This is a genomic window from Burkholderia ubonensis (assembly GCF_001718695.1).
GTDB classification, from domain to species: domain Bacteria; phylum Pseudomonadota; class Gammaproteobacteria; order Burkholderiales; family Burkholderiaceae; genus Burkholderia; species Burkholderia ubonensis_B.
Genome location: NZ_CP013421.1, coordinates 503748 through 524825, shown reverse-complemented (window position 1 = coordinate 524825; position 21078 = coordinate 503748). Strand labels below are relative to the sequence as shown.

Annotated in this window: 17 protein-coding genes and 1 pseudogene; 12 read left to right on the top strand and 6 right to left on the bottom strand. The window is 63.8% G+C overall.

Annotation, left to right across the window (positions count from 1 at the left end; genetic code table 11):
* Positions 1-27 precede the first annotated feature (27 nt).
* The 6 genes from WJ35_RS17220 (at position 28) to WJ35_RS17195 (ending at position 5365) form a co-directional block, all read left to right on the top strand.
* Positions 28-420, top strand: coding sequence for a DUF305 domain-containing protein (locus tag WJ35_RS17220; protein ID WP_011879978.1), 393 nt, complete (start codon positions 28-30; stop codon positions 418-420).
* 107 nt (positions 421-527) lie between these two features.
* Positions 528-1958 (top strand): cytochrome ubiquinol oxidase subunit I, encoded by a 1431-nt coding sequence (locus tag WJ35_RS17215; RefSeq protein ID WP_069239572.1) that lies wholly within the window; start codon positions 528-530, stop codon positions 1956-1958.
* Positions 1945-2958, top strand: a complete 1014-nt coding sequence (gene cydB, locus WJ35_RS17210; RefSeq protein ID WP_069239571.1) for a cytochrome d ubiquinol oxidase subunit II — start codon at positions 1945-1947, stop codon at positions 2956-2958. Before WJ35_RS17215 ends, cydB begins: the two co-directional genes overlap by 14 nt.
* A 23-nt stretch (positions 2959-2981) precedes the next feature.
* On the top strand, positions 2982-3722 hold the full coding sequence (locus WJ35_RS17205) for an FRG domain-containing protein (protein WP_011879981.1): 741 nt from the start codon (positions 2982-2984) through the stop codon (positions 3720-3722).
* 560 nt (positions 3723-4282) lie between these two features.
* Positions 4283-4765, top strand: coding sequence for a BON domain-containing protein (locus WJ35_RS17200; RefSeq protein WP_011879982.1), 483 nt, complete (start codon positions 4283-4285; stop codon positions 4763-4765).
* A 108-nt stretch (positions 4766-4873) separates the two neighbouring features.
* The gene (locus WJ35_RS17195; protein WP_011879983.1) at positions 4874-5365 is read left to right on the top strand and encodes a DUF1641 domain-containing protein; all 492 of its coding nucleotides are present in this window, start codon (positions 4874-4876) and stop codon (positions 5363-5365) included.
* Here WJ35_RS17195 and WJ35_RS17190 read toward each other — a convergent pair.
* From WJ35_RS17190 to WJ35_RS17180, 3 genes are all read right to left on the bottom strand, one after another.
* The gene (locus WJ35_RS17190) at positions 5340-5852 is read right to left on the bottom strand and encodes an NUDIX hydrolase (protein WP_418219607.1); all 513 of its coding nucleotides are present in this window, start codon (positions 5850-5852) and stop codon (positions 5340-5342) included. The two genes, WJ35_RS17195 and WJ35_RS17190, sit on opposite strands and share 26 nt — an antisense overlap.
* 251 nt (positions 5853-6103) lie before the next feature.
* A complete protein-coding gene (locus WJ35_RS17185) occupies positions 6104-6535 on the bottom strand; it encodes a short-chain dehydrogenase (protein WP_226092245.1) in 432 nt (143 codons plus the stop codon).
* A gap of 255 nt (positions 6536-6790) precedes the next feature.
* Entirely contained in the window at positions 6791-7714 is a 924-nt protein-coding gene (locus tag WJ35_RS17180) for an NmrA family NAD(P)-binding protein (protein WP_011879986.1), read from the bottom strand.
* A 120-nt stretch (positions 7715-7834) separates the two neighbouring features.
* On the opposite strand from WJ35_RS17180, the gene WJ35_RS17175 reads away from it, so the two are divergent.
* Positions 7835-8776 (top strand): LysR family transcriptional regulator, encoded by a 942-nt coding sequence (locus tag WJ35_RS17175; RefSeq protein ID WP_069239569.1) that lies wholly within the window; start codon positions 7835-7837, stop codon positions 8774-8776.
* 543 nt (positions 8777-9319) lie between these two features.
* Here the strand turns inward: WJ35_RS17175 and WJ35_RS17165 are convergent.
* Positions 9320-10771 (bottom strand): IS1182 family transposase, encoded by a 1452-nt coding sequence (locus WJ35_RS17165; protein WP_059464014.1) that lies wholly within the window; start codon positions 10769-10771, stop codon positions 9320-9322.
* A gap of 123 nt (positions 10772-10894) precedes the next feature.
* Here WJ35_RS17165 and WJ35_RS17160 point away from each other — a divergent pair, with 123 nt between their 5' ends.
* Positions 10895-11887, top strand: a complete 993-nt coding sequence (locus tag WJ35_RS17160; RefSeq protein ID WP_060044281.1) for an IS5 family transposase — start codon at positions 10895-10897, stop codon at positions 11885-11887.
* A 689-nt stretch (positions 11888-12576) separates the two neighbouring features.
* On the top strand, positions 12577-13875 hold the full coding sequence (locus WJ35_RS17155) for a sensor domain-containing diguanylate cyclase (protein ID WP_069239568.1): 1299 nt from the start codon (positions 12577-12579) through the stop codon (positions 13873-13875).
* 92 nt (positions 13876-13967) lie between these two features.
* Here the strand turns inward: WJ35_RS17155 and WJ35_RS17150 are convergent.
* A pseudogene (locus WJ35_RS17150) lies at positions 13968-14597 on the bottom strand (IS3 family transposase); the annotation flags it as partial.
* 865 nt (positions 14598-15462) lie between these two features.
* Between WJ35_RS17150 and WJ35_RS17145 the strand changes: the two are divergent.
* The 3 genes from WJ35_RS17145 (at position 15463) to WJ35_RS31365 (ending at position 18768) form a co-directional block, all read left to right on the top strand.
* Positions 15463-16731 (top strand): M20 family metallopeptidase, encoded by a 1269-nt coding sequence (locus WJ35_RS17145; protein ID WP_011879992.1) that lies wholly within the window; start codon positions 15463-15465, stop codon positions 16729-16731.
* A complete protein-coding gene (locus WJ35_RS17140) occupies positions 16728-17372 on the top strand; it encodes a trimeric intracellular cation channel family protein (protein WP_011879993.1) in 645 nt (214 codons plus the stop codon). Before WJ35_RS17145 ends, WJ35_RS17140 begins: the two co-directional genes overlap by 4 nt.
* A 613-nt stretch (positions 17373-17985) precedes the next feature.
* Entirely contained in the window at positions 17986-18768 is a 783-nt protein-coding gene (locus tag WJ35_RS31365) for a hypothetical protein (protein ID WP_155121938.1), read from the top strand.
* A 756-nt stretch (positions 18769-19524) separates the two neighbouring features.
* On the opposite strand, the gene WJ35_RS17135 is transcribed toward WJ35_RS31365, so the two are convergent.
* Positions 19525-20970: an MBL fold metallo-hydrolase RNA specificity domain-containing protein gene (locus WJ35_RS17135; protein ID WP_069239567.1), complete on the bottom strand. Its 1446-nt coding sequence runs from the start codon at positions 20968-20970 to the stop codon at positions 19525-19527.
* Positions 20971-21078: the final 108 nt, after the last annotated feature.

Below are 21078 nucleotides of genomic sequence, written 5' to 3'. Positions count from 1 at the left end.
TTCAACCCTTCGTCGAGGAGCCGACTTATGCATGCAGCCATTCTCCGCAGCACCCGCCCGATCTGGCAGCGCGCCGCCTGCGCGCTGCTGGCCGTGTCCGCCGTCGCGTCGCCGGCATGGGGCCAGTTGCGTCCGCCCGCTTCGGCGACGACGCCCGATTCGTCGACGGCCGCCTACAAGCGCGCCGACCGCAAGATGATGGACGCGATGGAAGGCGCGCCCTACACCGGCGACGCCGATCGCGATTTCGTGTCGCACATGGCCCCGCACCACCAGGGCGCGATCGACATGGCGCAGGTCGAGCTGAAATACGGCAAGGACCCGACGCTGCGCAAGCTCGCGAGCCGGATCATCGCCGCGCAGCGCGACGAGATCGCGCTGATGGAACGCTGGCAGAAGGAACACGGCGCGACGCGCTGATCGCCACCGCGCCGCGGCGGCGCGGCGGCACTCGCGCGGCGCGCGCGCCCGTCGCCGCGGCATCGCGCTGGCTCGCTGCCGCGCATCGAGACCGGGGGAAGCACCGCATGGAAATCGATGCATTGCTGTTGTCGCGCTTCCAGTTCGCCTGGGTGATCGCGCTGCATATCCTGTTGCCCGCGTTCACCGTCGGGCTGTCGTGCTTCATCGCGACGCTCGAGGTGCTGCGCTGGGCCACCGGGCGCGACGTCTATGCGCGGCTGTCGACGTTCTGGCTGCGGATCTTCGCGGTGTCGTTCGGAATGGGCGTCGTGTCCGGCATCGTGATGCCGTTCCAGTTCGGCACGAACTGGAGCCGGTTCGTCGCGGCGACGTCGAACGTCGTCGGCGGCTTCATGGCGTACGAGGTGCTGACCGCGTTCTTTCTCGAATCGGCGTTTCTCGGCGTGCTGCTGTTCGGCCGCTCGCGCGTGCCGCAGTGGGCGCATGCGCTGTCCGCGGTGATGGTCGCGCTCGGCACGTTGCTGTCGTCGTTCTGGATTCTCGCCGTGAACAGCTGGATGCAGACGCCGACCGGCTACCGGCTCGTCGACGGCCGCTTTTATCCGGACAGCCTGTTGTCGGTGCTGCTGAGCCCGTCGTTTCCGTATCGTCTCGCGCATACCGTCACCGCGTTCCTCGTGACGACCGCGTTCGTCGTGCTCGGCGTCGGCGCGCATTACCTGCTGCAGCGGCGCGCGCCCGACGAAAGCCGCGTGATGGTGAAGATGGCGCTGCTGTTTCTCGCGATCATGGTGCCGGTGCAGATCGTGCTCGGCGACGCGCACGGCTTGAACACGCTCGAGCATCAGCCGACCAAGCTCGCGGCGATGGAAGGGCTGTGGGACACCGGCCGCGGCGTGCCCGCGACGCTGTTCGCGCTGCCGGACGAAGCGAGCGAAACCAATCGCTTCGAGGTGTCGATTCCGAAGCTCGGCAGCCTGTACCTGACGCACGACTGGAACGGCCTCGTGCACGGGCTCAAGGACTGGCCGCGCGATCGTCGCCCGCCGGTGGCGGTCGTGTTCTTCGCGTTCCATCTGATGGTCGGGCTCGGCGTCGTGATGCTTGCCATCATCGTGCGCGGGCTCACGCTGCTGCGCGGCGGCCGGCTGTACGAGCGGCGCGGCTGGCTGGGCGCATGCCGGGCGGCGATCCCGATCGGCTTCGTCGCGCTGCTCGCCGGCTGGATCACGACCGAGGTCGGCCGGCAGCCGTGGACGGTCTACGGGCTGATGCGCACCGCCGATTCGGTCACGCCGTCGCTGACGACCGCTGACGTCGCGCTGTCGCTCGCGCTCTACGTGGTCAGCTACATCGTGATTTTCGGCTCGGGCTTCGTGCTGCTGCGCAGGCTCGTGCGCATCGGGCCGAGCGCGCCGGTCCGCGCGCATGCGGCGGCGCCCGAAGACGATGCGTCCGCGCGCGCCGCGCGCCCGCTGTCGGCCGTGTCGGGCAGCGGCGCCGCGCAACAGGAGGCGAACCATGACAGGGCTTGACCTCGTACCGTTGTGGGCCGGCGTGCTCGCGTTGTCGGTGCTGATGTACGTGGTGCTGGACGGCTTCGATCTCGGCGTCGGGATGCTGTTCTTCTGGCGCACCGACGAAGCCGAGCGCGACGTGATGATCGCGTCGGTGTCGCCGGTGTGGGACTTCAACGAGACGTGGCTGGTGCTCGGCGGCACGCTGCTGCTCGCGGCGTTCCCCGGCGCGTTTTCGGTGGTCGTGCCGGGCGTCTACTTTCCGGTGCTGCTGATGCTGCTCGGGCTGCTGTTTCGCGGTGTCGCGTTCGAGTTTCGCGGCGTGACGGGCGCGCGCAAGCGGCTCTGGCGCGGCGCGTTCGCGTACGGCTCGCTGGTGGCGACCGCCGCGCAGGGCGCGGTGCTCGGGATGTTCGTGCAGGGCTTCAAGGTCGTCGACGGGCGCTTCGCCGGCACCAGCTGGGACTGGGTCGCGCCGTTCCCGCTGCTCACCGCGGCCGGCCTCGTGGCCGGTTATCTGCTGCTCGGCTCCACGTGGCTCGTGATGAAGGGCGAAGGGCCGTTGCGGGCGGCCGCGCAGCGCAGCGCGCGCCATGCGCTCGTCGGCGTGATCGTGTTCATCGTCGTGGTCAGCGTCTGGACGCCGCTCGCCGATCGCGGCATCGCCGCGCGCTGGTTCGCGTGGCCGAACCTGCTGGTGTTCTCGCCGGTGCCGGTGCTGACCGCGTGGCTTGCGTGGCTCGCCGCGCGCGCGTTGCGGCGCGGCCGCGACGTGCTGCCGTTCGTCGCGTCGATCGGGCTGTTCTTTCTCGGCTTCTCGGGGCTGACCATCAGCCTGTGGCCGCACGTCGCGCCGCCGTCGGTGACGTTGTGGTCGGCCGCGTCGGCGCAGGTGTCGCAGGAATTTCTGATGATCGGCACCGCGTTCATGCTGCCCGTGCTGCTGCTGTACGTGTGCTGGTCGTACTGGGTGTTTCGCGGCAAGGTGCGCGGCGACGTCGGCTATGAGCACATGTGACCGTAATGAACCGGGGGCGCGCGATGGGGCGTGATGCGGGCAAGGCGGGGCCGACGATCGACAGCATCGCGAGCTACATCACCGCGCTCGGCGCGGCGCGGGACGGGACGCCGTCGCGGCTGTTTCGCGGGCAATGCAACGCCGGCTGGCCGCTCGTGCCGAGCATCGCGCGCCAGTGCGCGTCGCCCGACCTCGAGGCGCGGATGCTCGACGAGTTCACGCGGCGCGCGCTGCCGCATCTCGATCCTGCGCCGAACCTCGACGCCTGCGACTGGCTCGCGCTCGCGCAGCAGCACGGGATGCGCACGCGACTGCTCGACTGGTCGGGCAACGCGCTGGCCGCGCTGTGGTTCGCGGTCAGGACCGCCAACGGCACGGGCGGCGACGGCGCGGTGTGGTGCCTGTCGCACGACGCCGACGACATCGCGACGGCCGCCGAGCGGCGCGCGCCGCTGGCGGTGACGCGCACCACGGTATTCCGGCCGCGTCACGTGATGCCGCGCATCACCGCGCAGGACGGCTGGTTCACGATCCATCGCTACGACGCCGACGCGCGGTGCTGCACGCCGCTCGACGAAGATCGGGCGCTTGCCGGGCGCCTCACGCGGATCGTCGTGCCCGGCGAATGCTTCGCCGCGATCCGGCGCGAGCTGGCGGGCGTGGGCGTGAGCATCGGGACGATCTTTCCGGACCTCGACGGCATCGCGCAACTAACGGACATTCGCTTCTTTCCCGCCGATGAGGATACGCATGCGCCGCGGTGAGGGGGACGCGCGGGGCAGGAGGGCGTGCAGGGGGCGCGGGGTTCGCGGCGTTCCCCGTTGCTTAGCGCCGTTTTGGGCGTTGGGGTGGGGGCGTCCGGCTGGGACGATCGATGGGGCGGAGGGGCGGGCGGGCGCATAGAGCGACCCAGGGGGAGCGGGCATGGACGAGCCGCTGGAGGAGCCCGTCGGAGTAGGCCCCATGGAAGCGCCACTCGGAGGAGTCGGTTGACGGGGCCGCGTGGCGGGGTGAGCGCACCACGCCTGCCGCCCGCACGTTCGCCGCGGCCGCAAGCCGTGCAGTGATCGCGGAATTTTCAAGCGCTTGTCATTTGGGGCGTACCGCCGGCGCCTCGGCAGCGCTGCCTTGCCCGGTTGTCCGCCGCGGCTCGGCCCCGTCGCAACCGCGCGCGGCGCCAGTACGCCGCGGCTGCACCTGCTGCTGCGCCGCCGATCGGCTGCCCGCCAGGCCCGCGACGGCCCGTGCGCTCGCACGAGGAACGGCCGATGCTGCGCGTGACGACGAAGCCCGGCGGTTCCGGGTATCGACCTACGGTGCAGATATGACCTCCAGAACACGTTCCACTCATCCATTGTTGAATCTGGTCGCGGCCGTCGCATGCGGCGCGGCGGCGATGTACTTTCTCGATCCGGCGTCGGGCCGGCGGCGGCGCGCGTACGTGCGCGACAAGGCCGCTGCGGGCCGGGACGGCGTCGCCGACTATGCGAGCGCTCAGGCGCGGCGCGCGGCCGATCATGCGCGTGGCGCGATCGCCGGGCTGCATGCCGACTGGTTCGCCGGCGAAGCCGACGACGTGCAGATCGCCGAGCGCGTACGCGCCGCATTGGGCCATCTGGTCGCACATCCGCGCGACGTCGACGTGAGCGTCGAGCACGGGCACGTGCGCCTGAGCGGGCAGGTCGAGGAAACCGAGCGGCATGCGCTGGTCGACGGCATCGCCGGGCTGCGCGGCGTGCAGACCGTCGAGGACGCGATGGGCGCGCGCAGCGAATACAAGGCGCCGCCCGCCGGCCCCATGCACTGACGCCGCATGGCTCGCGTCGCCGCATGCGGCCGGCGCGGGCCGACCCGAACCCGCGCACGCGCGGCGCGCGTAACGGCGGCTGCGCGGCGCTTCACCGGAGCCTTGCCGATGTCCGATCGTCCGTTCTCCGACACGACGCCTGCGACACCCGAACCCGGCGCGCACAACGCGCTGGAGAGCCTGCTGGGCAGCCTGCACCGGCACGGTTTTCTGAACTTCGCGAACGAAGTCGTCAGCGCGAACGCGCAGATGGCGCAGCGGCTCGTCGACGCGTTCGACAAGCCCGGCATGCAATCCGGCGTACAGAACCTGATGACGCTGCTGATGGCGCTGTCGCGGATTCCGCCCGAGCAGTTCGGCAAGGTCGCCTTCGCGGCTGCCGACGCGCTGCATCACGTCGGCGCGTGGAAATCGGCCGAGCACGAGCACGTCGCGCCGGGCGTGCGCGGCGCGTATCGGCTGCTGCACGACGAGGCGCTGTGGGATGCGCTGACGCCGCTGCTCGAAGGGTTGAAGGTGTTCGCGCAGGGGCTCGAGCGCGAGCCGCCTGATCCGGCTTCGGCCGCGGCGGGCGTCAGCGCGACCCGCGAAGGGCGCTGAGCGCGACGCAGGCGCCGACATGCTGCTCGCAGAGCGTCGCGAGCTGACGTGCGATGCGTTGCGTGGGTGCGCTGGTCGGCCAGTGCGACACCGCGTCGAGGCGAACCCAGCGGCACAGCGCGATCTCGCGACCCGCGCGCGCGTGCTTGCCCGGCGGCAGCTTCGCGACGAATACGTGGTGACGTTTCGCGCTGCCGTCCACGTAGAAGAAATACGCGAGGTCGAGACCGACGAGGCCCGTCTCCTCCTGCAGTTCGCGATGCGCGGCCTCGAGCGCCGACTCGCCGCGCCGGATCATGCCGCCCGGCAACGTCCAGCGCAGCGCTTGCCGGCGCGCGACCAGCAGGACGCGGCCGTTGCGATGGCAGACGATCGTCGCGCGCTCCTTCGTCAACGGTGCGAGCGGCACCGCGCGCACCGGAAAATCGGACGGGTCGGGGAGCGTCATGCGAGGCGGGTAGGTGATGAGGGCGAGGTCCATGACCATACGCAGCAACGGGTGTGCCCGAAGCGGTGCGAGCGGTGGGCGGCGACGAAGTTGCGGCGGCGTGGTCGTGACGCGTATAGGCTGGACTCGACCAAACAGACCGCGTCAGATTGGCTGACTCAGTTCGGCACGTTGGAGACGTTCGCCGCATCGCGCCGGATCATTGACGATCCGGCGCGTCAGCGGCGAGAGCCGGCGGGCACGTGGTCGACGGTGCCAGTGAGCACGGCGTAACCGTGGCTACCCGGCCGCTAGTCCGGCAGCACGACGCCCGACAGCCGGCGGCATTCGTCGATCAGCCGGTCCTGCACTTCGGGATCGTGCGCGTCCGGATGCGTCGGCCGCGGCATCAGATGATAGAAGTACTGCCCGCTGACGCGCGCCGCGGGATCGTCGCTGGCCGCGAGCGAGACCTGGGTGCGCGGCGCCGCATCGAGATCGTCGGGCGCGCCGGGGCCGCCCTTCTTCGTCGCGACCCAGCCCGGTTCGAGCGCATTCGACAGCACGTCCGGCCAGCGCCGCGCAATCGCGAACGCGAGCAGCACGTCATGCAGCTTCGAGTCCGAATACGCGGCCGTGCCGTCCCATCGGCGTGTGCGCCATTCGAGATCGTCGAGGCTCGCGTCGCCGCTGCGATGCAGACCCGAACTCAGATAGATCAGCCGCCGCGGTTTATCTATCAATGCGGTCAGTAACCGGCATGATATAGCCGGTGCCTCGCGTTCCCGCGCCGAGCGGTTTGAGCGTATGGTGTGACCATCCGGGACATGGGGCACTGGGGAGCACTTCGGGTGGGCAGGCCGTTCCTATACGATGAGCCGCGAGCTCGTGTTAGTAGTTGGCCGCCCCTGCGACCCGCCCGGTTGCGCTGCGAGCGCGAATCCGTAGTTGTCGTGCTGTCCCACCGGCTCCCAACAGTGATCTGAAACGGGAGACGGTTATGCGAATCGTAGGGTTAGATGTACGGCGCGAGCGTGTTGATCGCTAAGACGTGCGGCAAGCCGTCGACCGTTTCGATCCGCCGCGGCTCGCGATACCCGAGCGCCGCGTTGTGGATGATCGAATCGAAACGTCCCAGCCGGTTCGCCTGCGCGGCGACGTCGGCCATTTCGCGCAGGCATGCCAGATCGCCGGACAGCGCAGCGCGACCTGAACAGGTCTTCCCAGGTCTCGCGCGGCACCGCCTGCGCGCGCACGTCCTTGCCGAGCAGGTGCGACAGGGTCGCGGCGATGTCGTTCGGCGACACGCGGCGCGGCCCTTCGAACTCGACGATGCGGCTGCCGGTCCAGGTATCGCGCAGCAGGTCGGCGGCGACGCGGCCGACGTCCGCGGTCGCGACCATCGGCACCGGCCGGTCGAGCGGCGTCAGGAACGACGGGATCGTGCCGGTGTCGCGTGCGGGCGCGATGTCCCACGCCGCGTTCTCGATGAACCAGGCCGCGCGCAGGAATGCGACCGGCATCGGCAGCGCGGCGAACTCGCGCTCCATGGCGCCGAGTTGCTGCAGCAGATTGTCCTCCGTGGCCTGCGCGCCGATCGTCGACAGACAGACGACCCGCGCCGGCCGCGCCGCGAGCAGCGCATCGCGCAACGCGGAAATCGCGGCGCGCGACTCCGGATAGCCGGGCGACGGATCGAAGTTCGGCGGCAGCAGCACGAACACGCCCTCCGTACCGGCGAACGCGCGCGACAGCGCGGCGGCGTCGTCCATCTGCGCAATCGCGACGTCGCAGCCCTGCTGCGCCCACTGCGCGCCCTTCGCCGGATCGCGGACCACCGCCCGAACGTCCCGCTCCGCCGCAAGCAGCACCCGCGCGACGACTCCGCCCACCTGCCCTGTAATTCCCGTGATCGCAAACATGACGTTTCCCCTGTTCGATGTGTTTCACGTGTCTTGCGTTTCGACAGGTGCCATTCTGGGCGCCGGCAATTCGCTTCGCGATAACATCGGTGTCATTTGATCCATGACGGGAGGGCATCAATGGCCGGCTTTGACGAACGTATGCTGAACGGCATGGGCGTGTTGGCCGCGATCGTCGATACCGGCAGCTTTGCTGGCGCGGGCGAAATACTCGACATGTCGCAGTCGGGCGTGAGCCGGGCGATCGCGCGGCTGGAAGGCCGGCTCGGCGTGCGCCTGCTGGAGCGCACGACGCGCTCCGTCACGCTCACCGACGAAGGCCGCCGTTTCTACGAGCAGGTGATGCCGCTGCTGGGGGCGCTCGAAGAAGCGACGACCCATGCGACGCAGGGCGCGACGGCGGTGCGCGGCCGCCTGCGCGTGAACGTCGATCCGTTTTTCTCGCGGTTCGTGCTCGGTCCGCAGTTGGGTTCGTTCATCGAGGAATATCCGGAGCTCAGGGTCGAACTGGTGACGCGCGATCAGCTTGGCGACATGATCGCGGACGGCTTCGAGCTGGCGGTGCGTTTCGGGCATCCGCAGCCGTCGACGCTCGTCGCGCGCAAGCTGCTGGAGACGCGCATTCTCACGGTCGCCGCGCCGTCGTATCTGAAGCGGCATGGGCGGCCACTGCAACCCGCCGGTCTGGAGCGCGACACGCATGCGTGCATCCGCTATCGCGATCCGGCCACCGGGCATCCGTTCGACTGGGAGTTTCATCGCGGGCGCAAGAAGCTCGTCGTCGATGTCGCGGGCCGGTTGACGGTGAACGACGTCGGGACGATGCACAGCGTCTGTCTCGCCGGCCACGCGATCGCGCAGGTGATGGAACTGGGCGTCGAAGCGCCACTCGCGGACGGCCGGCTCGTCGACCTGTTTTCCGACTGGCCCGATGACCGTTTCCCGCTGTATGCGCTGTATCCGTCGCGGCGCTACGTGCCGGCGAAGGTGCGTGCTTTTCTCGACTTCATCGTCTCGCTTGCGGCGCCGGCCGCTCATGCGCCGGCCCGCAAGGCTCGTTGACGAGCGACCCGCGCGTTTGCGTCGCGAGGAGTTCGTTCAGTGCCATTGCGAGCGTCGTCGAGCCCGCTCGGTGCTCGATGCTAGCGGCGCCTTCGACGTCGATTCAGCCTTCGTTGAAGTCGTGGAGAGCGTTGAGCTGGGGAATGTGATTGCCCACCGGCGGGGGCTGCGCATCTGATCAGCACGCCGATGCGTGGTGGGAAAAGTCCGGTTTCTGAAAATTCGAAGGGCGCCTTGGGGGCGGGTGCGGCCGACTACGTTGGGCGGCAGTCGGCCGAGGCTATGTTAAAACGCGAAAGAACCCGGTTTTCGAGTGTCGCTTTACCCTTCCCGAGTTGCTGCCAAGCCAATACAGCGCGATCTGAAGGGTCGATCTGTGAGGAAACCATGTTCAGCGTGCGTTTTCACACAGTCTTGGCCGAGGCTGTGTAAAAACGTCATAACCAACCAACGGGGTGCGGGTATGAGCGCGTTTGCAGGGCGCCGGTTTGCGAGCGGCGGATCTGATCGTGCAATGCCAGTTAGGGGCGTCAACGCGTGAGATCATACGCCTGCCAACCTCATCGCTTGCATCGCCTTGGAGAACCCCAGAATCCTGATGACGCGCTTGAGGTTGTATGCCAGCACATGCAAGCTCATTTCTGCCGCGACGCATCCAAGCCCGCGTGTCTGGAAGTGAGTCGCGCCCATCCAGTGCTTGAGCGTGCCGAACACATGTTCGACTGTACGGCGTCGTATCGTCATGGCGTTGAGCTGGTGATCCAGCCTTTGCTGCATCGCCTCAAGCACCGCTTCGTGCTCCCACCGCCGGATTCGTCGGTAATCAGCCGGCGTACACTGGCTCTTGATCGGGCATCGCGGACACGCACTGCTCCAGTAGGTACGCAGGGTCATCAGGTTGCCGCCCTCAACTGAACTGTATCGGTAAATCGCCCGTTGACCGGCCGGGCACTGATACTGATCATCCTCGACGATATAGACGAAGTCAGCCCGGTCGAACCGCCCGTCGGCCTTGGCGCTGGATGTCTGCGATTTGGGCACCAATGCAGCAATGCCAGCGTCATCGCACGCCTTGATTTCGGGTGCACTGAAGTATCCACGGTCTGCCAGTGCCTTCATCTTCTTCTTGCCCATGGCATCGCGCGCGGCCTTGGCCATCGGGCTCAACTGCGCCCGATCGCTGCCGACGTTCGTCACTTCGTGCGTCACGATGAGGTGATGCCGGGTGTCGACGGCTACCTGAACGTTGTAGCCAACCACGCCCGTGCCTTTGGCCTGCGAGATCATCGAGCGTGAGTCGGGATCGGTTAGCGAGACCTGCTTTTCGGGGAGGCCTTTCAGGATTTCTGCTGCACGATTCAGATCTCGCATCTGTTCGCGCAGCATGTCGATCTTCTCCTGTAGTCGCTCGGTCTTCGCCTCTACCTCGACCGGTTGAGTGCGATCAGCCGTCTCCAATGCATCCAGGTACCGCTGAATGCTTTGCTCGATCTGCTCGAGGCGCTTCTCAATCTTGTTGGGCGTGAAGTTCCGGTCGCGGCTGTTGACCGCTTTGAACTTGCTGCTGTCGATCGCCACGACCGCTTGCGTGAACAGCTTCAGGTCACGGCACAACATCACGAAGCGTCGGCATACGTTGCGAATGCCTTCTCCATTGCTTCGCCTGAACTCGGCAATGGTCTTGAAGTCCGGCGCAAGCCGGCCAGTCAACCACATCAGTTCGACATTGCGCTGGCACTCTCGCTCCAGGCGACGGCTCGACTGCACACGATTGAGATAGCCGTAGATGTAGATCTTGAGCAGCACAGTCGGGTGGTAAGACGGCCGGCCTGTGGCCGCAGGCGTGGCCCCTTCAAATCCCAGGGAAACCAGTTCGAGCTCTTCGACGAATGCGTCGATAATCCTGACCGGATTGTCCTCGGCGATGAAGTCATCGAGGCATTCCGGCAGCAGCACGGCCTGATTACGGTCTGCACCTTCGACAAATCGCCCCATCTTCGCCTCGCGCCCCAACAGGTTGATTCAGTCTAGGGAAACACTGATTTATCCAGCTCGGCGGTCATCGCTGACGTAGCCGAGAACGTTGTAGAAGGCAGTTCACGGAACGGATCCTCGATGATGAAGCGGCAGATGAGCTTTGCGGAAGCGGAAAGTGCGGGCAAGAAGCGCGTGACCCGGCGTCAGCGTTTCCTGGACGAGATGGAGAAGCTCGTGCCGTGGCCGCGGTTGCTGACGGCGATCGAGCCGTACTATCCGAAGGGTGAGCGCGGCCGTCGGCCGATAGGTCTGGAGCGGATGCTTCGAATCTATTTCCTGCAGCAGTGGTACGGCCTGTCGGACGAAGGGCTGGAAGACGCGCTGTACGACAGCATCGCGATGCGTGCCTTCGCGGGAATCGATCTGGCTGTCGAGAATGTGCCGGATGCGACCACGCTGCTGAAGTTCCGGCGCCTGCTGCTCGAGCATGACCTGACGCGCAAGCTGTTCGATGAGATCGGTATCTCGCTGTGCGAACGCGGGCTGATGATGAAGGAAGGTACCTTGGTCGACGCGACGATCATCGAAGCGCCGTCGTCGACCAAGAACGCCGAGAAGAGCCGCGACCCGGAGATGCATCAGACGAAGAAAGGAAACGCCTGGCACTTTGGGATGAAGGCCCATCTCGGGGTCGACGCCGATTCGGGGCTGGTTCACAGCGTGGTGGGCACGGCGGCCAACGTGTCGGACGTTTCGCAGGCTCACGCCCTGCTGCACGGGCATGAAGAGGAAGCGTTCGGCGACGCGGGCTACATCGGCGTGGACAAACGCGACGAAATGAACGGCAAGCTGGTGAAATGGCGTGTGGCGGCCAAGCGCGGAAAGATCAAGGCGATGCAGGATGGCCCGCTGAAGGATCTGGAGACCACGGTCGAGCGAACCAAGGCGCAAATCCGCGCGCGGGTCGAGCATCCGTTTCATATCGTCAAGAACCTGTTCCGTTATCGCAAGGTGCGCTACAAGGGACTGGCCAAGAACACGGCGCAGCTGTTCAGTCTGTTCGCCCTGGCGAACCTGGTGATCGTACGAAACCGGCTGCGTTCGGCTCATGGGAGCAGTCCGTCATGCGCGTGAAAAATGCGAGCAGGGAGGCTCGTTTACGAGCCAACTGCACCGAAATGAGCGCCGATTCGATTCGTTATCCGGAAAGTTCGACGTCGTCTCACCTGAAACGTCGGCAGTTGGCCCATTAATCAGCATTTCCCTAGGCGATCACCGGCGTTTTGACACAGCCTCGGCCATTTTCGGCCCATCGAGAACGATGCACAAATCGACAACAAACTCGCTCAACGCACCTGCGCACGTTTGAACGGGGCGCCATGCGCGAGCAGCATATCTTTTTTGACTTCGGTATCGAAATGCTCCGTCGCGACGATCGCTACTTTCTGCGCTATGACTCGGGCGAACTCGTTATTTGAATGAGGGCTTGAAATCTCTACGGATGATGCCGCGCTGGCCGCACACAGCGAGAAATTTGCCCACGAGGTAATCCTGAAAGTGGATCTGAAACGAAGTCGATCTCGCGGTGAGAGTGGCGTCCATTCAGCCATGTCTTGATGTCTGGCAAGCGATCAGATCGATCACGTTATGCACCGGGACGGATTGCCTTCGTCGCTGAACCGGAAGAACCCTGATCCTTTCCTATCGCCTTTCACCCTCAAGACTCCCGGCGCCTTGCCGATATCAATAGTCGATGCGGCGGTTTCAGCAAAATCATTCACTACCTGAGTTAGTGCCGAATCAAAGTGTCGCAAGGTAAGGCTATGTCGGATTTGAGTAACAGATCACAAGATTACGTGGACGGCGAGATGGTCAGCTTCGCTGTCGTCGGGCGCGATGCTCACGGCGAATTCGTCATCAATGCCTGCAACGCCCGGTTCATCCAAATGGCGGGTGGGATAGCTGCGGATTGGAACACGTTCCCCATCTCATTCGACGCTCTGATTCTGAATCAAGTGGGACTCGAGTTGTGCGAAAAGCTTCGGGCATGCTTCACGTCCGGAGCGGCGCAGGAACTGCGGCAGTCTTTCGCGCTTCATGACGGCGTACACCCGTGGCACCTCTCGCTTAAACCCCTCAGACATACGAGCAGTGGAACGGCCGTGCACGAAGTCCTCGTGACAGGTTTCGATACTGCCTCGGAAACGCGGCTGACACATGAACTCGAAGTGAGTGCTTCCCGTTTTCGGGCGGTGGTCGACTCCGCTTACGACGCGATTGTAACGATCAACGAACAGCACAACATCACGTTCTTCAATCGCGCGGCAGAGAACCTGTTCGGCTACAAGTCCGCCGAGGTGCTGGGACAGCGGATCGAAGTCCTGTTGCCGGAAAAGTTTCGCGCGAATCATTCCCGGAACGTCGGGCGGTTCGCAGACTCCGTACAGATGAGCCTGCGGTCGATTACACCGCCCCGCATGGACGAAAGCAACAGCGTGTATGGACGGCATCGGGATGGCACGGTCATCCCCGTTGAAATCGCCATTTCAAAAATAGAAGTGAACGGCGTCATCGAATTCACGGCAGTCGTTCGCGATATCAGAGAACGCGCTGAGCTCATCGCTCTGCTGAAGAAGCAGGCCGTGACCGACGCGCTGACCGGCCTGGCGAACCGCCGCGAGTTTCTGAATTTTGTCGAAAAGGTGCTCGGCACCGACGACCTCCTGTCTGTGTTTATTCTGGACATCGACTACTTCAAGAAGATCAACGACGGCTACGGCCACGATATCGGCGACGAAGTGCTGCGGGTGCTGGCGAAGGTCGGTATGTCGATTCCGCACGAGTCTGGGTTGTTCGCGCGCTGGGGAGGGGAGGAATTCGTCGCGGCATTGCCGGGCGCAGACGCCGCAGACGTGCGTCTGATCGCGGAGACGCTGCGTCGCCGCTTCGAGGAACAGGATTTCGAGCACGCGTGGCGCGTAAAGCCGATCCAATTTACCGTCAGTATCGGTGTCGTCACACGGGAAGCGGGCGAGCGTGATGTCGATGCGTTGATGCGGCGGGCAGACCGGGCGCTCTATGCGGCGAAAGAGTCGGGCCGTAATCGTATCGAGGTCGGTTAAGCGTATCAGGCTTACTGTATGAAGCGAACCTTCGCGGAAGCACGCTGACCTGCCCCCTTTAATAGAGCCAATGGGCTTCTAGCAAAGTCCCTTTAAACCAACTCCTGGAAAGCGGCAGGAGCATCCGCGGTTGCCCGATGTTTCGCCGCAAACTCCGACGGCGCAAGGTAGTTCAGTGCACTGTGCGGCCTTTGCTCGTTGTAGTCCTGACGCCATGCCGCGATGACAGCCCGAGCGTGCGCGAGCGTCGTGAACCAGTGCTCGTTAAGGCATTCGTCGCGGAACATGCCGTTGAACGATTCGATGTACGCATTCTGCGTTGGCTTGCCCGCCTGAATCAACTTCAGCGTGACGCCGTTCGCATATGCCCGCTGGTCAAGCGCGCGGCTCGTAAATTCGGGCCCCTGGTCGGTTCGCACCGCCTTGGGATAGCCACGGAAGCGAGCTGCACGGTCCAATACCCGAGCGACATACAAACCTGAGATGCCATGATCGACGACGATGTCGACAGCCTCGTTCGTGAAGTCGTCGACGACGGTCAGGCACTTCACGCGCGGGCCGTTGGAAAGCGCATCCATCAAGAAATCGATTGACCACACCTCGTTGGGCGCGCCCGGCAATGCCAGTTGCTCGCGCTCAATCATGACGCCCTGGCGCTTGCGACGGCGCCGCACAGCCAGCCCTGCCTCACGGTACAGGCGATAGATGCGCTTGTCGTCTAATTGCTGTCAATTGATCATCCTCCGGGAAAGGGTTCAGACCAGCCGTTTCCTTGTCGTCTTCGTGGTCGTGTTCACGCCACAACATGCCGTCAGAGAGTCGCTACAACGTTCCGATGTGATTGCCGCGGTTTTCCCGCAAAGCGCGTCAAGGAATCGTTGAGGCGACGTAATCAGCCTGGATGAACCGGTACCGCAGTTGTTGCAGGTAAAGCGACTTGCGACGGCGAGCGTGTGGCTATCCCGAGATGAACTCCTTGCTGCTTCTCCACATTGAAAGCGGCAGCGTCGAGAGTTTGCGAGTGGTTGCAACCAGTGCTTTGCGCAGGCCAATCCGGGGAATCAGTGCCTGCGCCCAACGTCGGAGTGCGCGCAGTCGCGCTTATGACGCAGGAGCAAAGCCGACGCCGCCTCGAACAGCATGTGTCTGGTCAGCCGGCAGCCGGTCTTGGATATTCCCCCCGCCCAGCGGTTCCATCAATCTGTTGCATCGACCGGTTGAATCCGCAGCCAGAAGGAGTCGTACGCGGTCTCGCCGAGCCGGACCTGCGGGCGACCGCTTTGTCTTATGAATCGACGGGAACTTCCGGATTGCCGCTATCGAGACTATGGTTATCTTCTAGTCCTGTCCTGCTTCGGGCAGTAGGCGACTTGATGGCAACGTAATACGAAGTGCCAGAGTAGAGCAGGCTCGCACGGATGTTCCGTGTTTCGCCCTATCGCATGCATCCGACTAGTTGGCGGATTGCGTACCGCGCTCCTGCCGTCGTGTTGCCAGATGGGGCGCAAGCGCTGCCACGCTTCAACGAAGGCCGACGCGTGCGATGCGACATCGGCAACCGCAACGAACCATTTGAAAGGATCGATCATGCCTGCATTGGTGGAAGCGACCAAGGACGCCATCGAAAGCCTCCTACCTGAGCTCGAAGCGATCTACAAGGACCTGCACGAGCATCCCGAACTGTCGATGCAGGAAGTGCGCACCGCACGTATTGCAGCCGATTATCTCGAACATGTCGGTTATGACGTTACGCGGGGTATTGGCATGACCGGCGTCGTGGCGGTGTTACGCAACGGCGACGGTCCGACTGTAATGTTGCGCGCCGACATGGATGCGCTTCCGATGGCAGAGGCGACCGGATTGCCGTATGCCAGCACGGCGAGGGCGAAGGACGAGGATGGCCTCGAAGTGGGCGTCGCGCACTCGTGCGGCCACGACATGCACGTGACCTGGCTGATGGGTGTCGCACACCTGATGGCGGCGCACCGGGACGCCTGGCGCGGAACGCTGATGGCGGTCTTTCAGCCGGGCGAGGAGGTGGCGCGCGGCGCCCGCAGCATGATTGACGACGGCATGGCCGAACGCTTCCCGAAGCCGGACGTCATCCTTGGTCAGCACGTCATGGTTGGCGCGGCGGGCACGGTCGGCTATCGGAGCGGCACGATCCTTTCGGCGGGCGACAGTTTGAAGGTAAGGTTGTTTGGACGCGGTTCGCACGGATCGCAGCCACAAACCTCGATCGATCCGGTCATCATGGCGGCTTCGACGACGCTCCGTCTGCAGACGATCGTATCGCGGGAAATCTCCCCGCGCGATAGCGCGGTGCTGACGATTGGTGCGCTGCAGGCGGGAACGAAAGAGAACATCATCCCGGACGACGCGACGCTCAAGCTCAACATGCGCACATTCGACGAAGACGTGCGCGAATACATGCTGGGTGCGATCCGTCGCATCTGTTGCGCGGAATGCATGGCTTCCAACGCACCACGCGAACCCGAATTCACGACGCTCTCGAGTTATCCGCTGACGATCAACGACGCGCAGGCAAGCGAGCGTCTGAGGGCGGCATTCGAAGCGCACTTTGGCGAGCGCGCCTACGAAACGCCCCCGGCAGCGGCGAGCGAGGACTTCAGCGTATTCGGGCGCGAATGGGGCGTGCCATATGGGTTCTGGTTCATCGGCGGGACCGATCCGGATACGTTTAGAAAGGCGTTGGCGGAGAAAAAGCTCAACGAGATTCCCAGCAACCATTCGCCGAAGTTCGCGCCGGTACTCGACCCGACGCTGCGTACGGGGCTGGAAGCGATGCTATGCGCGGCCGGGGCGTGGCTCGACCAGCGAGATACATCGGCGTGAATTCGCACGCGGCCTACTTCGCCCTCGATCTGGTCGGGACTTTCGTATTCGCCATGAGCGGCGCTATTGCCGCTCGCCAAAAGCGGCTGGACCTGTTCGGCACCTTGTCCATCGCGTTCATGGTGGCATGCGGCGGCGGAATCGTGCGTGACGTCTGCATTGGCGCGATTCCGCCGGCAGGGCTTTCAAACTGGAGGTATCTGGCGGCTTCCGTGCTCGCGACCGCAGTCGCGATTTTCGCGTATGCACCGGTACGCCGTCTACGGCAGCCCGTTCTGTTCTTTGATGCGATTGGGCTCGGCCTGTTCGCCGTTGCGGGTGCGCAAAAGGCGCTGAGTTTCGGACACAATGCGGAGCTCGCCATTTTGCTCGGCATCGTGACTGCGGTCGGCGGCGGTGTCATGCGCGACGTCGTGCTTTCGCGCCTGCCGGTCATTTTGGACCGCGAGGTCTATGCGACGGCTGCGCTCGCCGGTGCGGGCGCACAAGTTCTGTTCTCGTCCGCGCACTGGACGCAGTGGTGGACGCCATGGTTTGCGACAATCCTCTGCGTTGCCATTCGGCTTGCTTCGCTTCGGTTTGGCTGGCGCTTGCCCACCTTCCGTGGGCATCGCGCCAGCGAGCTTCCCGACGACGAATAGTCCTGCGTGGACGTTCGAATTCACCAACACCCACGCCCTCACGATTGCATGTTTTACCGCGTGCAGGTCGGGGTTCGGCCAACTTGAGACATTCGACGCGGCAGCCTACTTCGTCGACAATCGGAAATCCGAGCGCCGAACGATTTGCGAGGCAACCGACGGTCAGCGAGTGGCGCGTCCATGCGACGTGGTGGCCGCGCAAATTAGGGCAGTCGGATAAGTGGTTTGTCCGGGGCCTAAGCCAGCGATAATGCTGGCAAAGGAACCGAGGAAATGACGAAGAGAACCCGACGGACGCACTCAGCGGTGTTCAAAGCGAAGGTAGTGCTGGCAGCGGTCAAGGGCGAGTGGACGTTGGCTGAACTGGCGCAGCAGTTTCGATGTGCAAGCGCCACAACCAAGCGCTCATCGCGCTCGTACGGCGCCGCCACGACGTTCTGTTCGCCATGCTGCGCGACGGTACCAATTACCAACCCAAGTCAGCCCCTAACACTTGGCGAAACACATAGCCCCCCCGGACGGGACGCAATACCTGCTCGAGCGCACGAAGTGGTGCGATTTTTTGTCAAATAATTGACATCGCAAAGCAAACTCACTTCACATTAAAAATGACATGAATCTATCTTTCGATTATTTTTCGGTCAGAATGATGGTTGCAGGAATCATATTGCTTTCAATATCTCAGGCGGCATTTCCTGCCGCGAAAGTAGTAGAATCGACTCATCCAATGTATTACGGCAAGGTGGATGGAGACAGGCTAATATCACTTACAATTCCGCCGCGAGAGCTAATTCTTGATATGAATCCTGTTAACTCCATAAAATCTGAAGCGAATGATTTAAAACAGGCTCGTTATTATTTCCAGAATGCCGACACTCCACTGTCAGTGGTAAAGAATTTAGAGAGAATCTACAGATTCGACCGACGTCGGGATGTTCCTATTGTGTCCTCAAGTCTTGATTGGGTCATCGCAGAATATTTCAAAGCAAACTCTCATGTTCCAATTTGCCGTTTCAGGCTCCTAGGGAAGAGCGTAGAGCGCCAGGAGCAACTTAATTTTTCAGGGAAAGTAGTCAAAATTATTCTGATCGGCTGGGCACCTCGAAATTCAACGGAAGATGAAGAACGGATTCCTGATCTCTCGGTATTGGGTGAGCACCCCGCATGGATTCGCGTATTGCGAGTGACGCCTGACGGAAGAAAAACTCTGGTCGCAGAGGCCTGGAAAGCGACAGATGTTCCATTCGATGCGCCAACGGATAGCGAACCGAAGGCGAGTGATCTCTATTTTGGATTGCCAAATGGAGCCAGACGCTGGCGTACGATAGCAGATTTTACGAAATATAATGAAATTGACCTTCACGCAGCATGTTTATCGGGGGCTAAACCGAGGTAGGACGTGATCCTGAAATTATACTTATTTTTCGTAACTGAGCGCCTTGATTGTCGCTTCCGGGTCCGATTTATGCTTCTTATGCATCACGCGCATAGCCAAGATGGTAGTCACGCTCGATCATGGAACGTTGGCCGGCAGGGCCAATATCGCATTCGTTCCTGTCGTCACGACGCCGTCGACAGTGCCTGCCGTTTCGCCAGTATTGCCACCCGTAGAGCAAAGCAAAGATGTCAATTCGAGGTGCCCATCGCACGTGGCTCTTGGCTCCCGAGTTGACGACATCATCGACAATCTCTCCGAAATAATGCCGTCACTTCGTCTATGTCCGAAGCAACGTCGTCAATTCACGTCGCACACTCCCCTGCACGACCGTAGAGGCATGATTTATATACGATTCTCGGTATGCGAATCGTTCACACGCCCTGGACGACTGCATGGGCGGTGGCGGCTCGGCCGCTACCGACGGCTTCCGGCCGAGGCTATGTGAAAACTCGAAACTATCCGGTTTTCGAGTGTCGCTTTACCCCTCCCGAACCGCTTCGAAACCCGTACGTGGCGATCTGGCGAGCCGAGTTTGTCGGCCGGTGCGTTCGGCGCGGGTTGCTGACCGAAACCCGAACGGCTGCAATGGGTCGATCACCGCCAACGGCGACGAACAGTCGTATTGTCCGAGACTTAACCTGACGTTGACTGACCGGTCAGGTCTCGGCCTATACGCGTCATGCGTATGCGGCGCTTCACCGGCGCCGCTAAGCGTCAGGACGAGCGCGCAGCGGGCTGCTGCGTGCCATCGGCCGGCGCGGCTGCGGTTCCGCCTTCGTCGCGCCCGCCCATCTCATCCCCCTCATTCAAATCGACACACTGCTCATAAACCGGCACCTCACAAGTCCAGTGCAGCGTATCAGCGATGCGCCGGCGCAGCGCATCCGCGGCGGCCGGCTCCCCATGTGTGACGAAGGTTCGCACCGGCGCACCCTGCATCGTGCCGAGCCATTTGAGCACGTCCTCGTAATCGCCATGAGCCGACAGCGTCGTGATCGATTCGATCTGCGCGCGCACCCGCACGTATTCGCCGTGGATCTTCAGGGTCGGCTCGTGTGCGGCGAGCGCCGCGCCGCGCGTGCCGGCGGCCTGGTAGCCGACCAGCGCGATCGTGTTCCGCGCGTCGGGGGCGTAGCGGGTCAGGTGATGCAGCACCCGCCCGCCCGTCGCCATCCCGCTTCCGGCAATGATCACCATCGGGCCTTGGTGCCCGGCGATGGCCTTCGACTGATCGACCGTGCGCACCATGGTCGCCGCATGGCCGAGCGCGTCCGATTCGGACAGGGTCAGCCGGTGCTCGAGAAGGTGATGGCGATAGACCTCGGTCACGTCCGTCGCCATCGGGCTGTCGAGATACACCGGGACGTGCGCCATGCGGCCGGTCGCCTTCAGCCGGGCGATGTAATGCAGGATCTGCTGCGCCCGGCCGACGGTGAAGCAGGGCATCACGACCACGCCGCCCCGCGCGAAAGTCTTCTCGAACAGCGCGGCCAGTTCGCTTTCGGGATCCGAATCGGGATGCAGACGGTCGCCGTAGGTCGACTCGACGACCACGTAGTCCGCATGGGCCGGCGGCGTCGGCGCGCGCATGATCGGGTCGTGGCGGCGGCCGAGGTCGCCAGAGAAAGCGAGCACCTTGTGATTCCAGTTCATCACGACGCTCGCCGCGCCGAGAATGTGGCCGGCGGGCAGCAGCCGGAACGACAGCGCGCCGCCCAGCGGCACGCATTCGTCGAACGCGCGCGGCGTCAGCAGGCGCAGCGCGCGCAGCGCGTCGTCCATCGTGTAGAGCGGCCGCGCCGGATGGTGTTTCGAGTAGCCGTGGCGGTTCGCGAAATCGGCTTCCTCCTCCTGCAGCCGCGCGCTGTCGCGCAGCATGATTTCGCACAGTTCGGCGGTCGCCGCCGTGCAGTACACCGGCCCGTGATAGCCGTCGCTCGCCAGCACCGGCAGGTAGCCGCTGTGGTCGAGGTGCGCGTGCGTGAGAATGACCGCGTCCAGCGTGTCGGGCGGGAACGGCAGCGGGCTCCAGTTGCGCAGGCGCAGGTTCTTCGTGCCCTGGAACAGGCCGCAGTCGACCAGCACGCGCCGGCCGCCATGCTCGACCAGGTATTTCGAGCCGGTGACGGTTTCGGTCGCGCCGAGAAAAGTCAGTTTCATGAGATAGCCTCGCCGGGAATCGACGGATCGGTAAGGCGATTACAGCGCGAACGCGCGGGCGCCGCTTGACCGAAGTCAGCAATTGCAGGATTCCATGCCCCGCCGGCC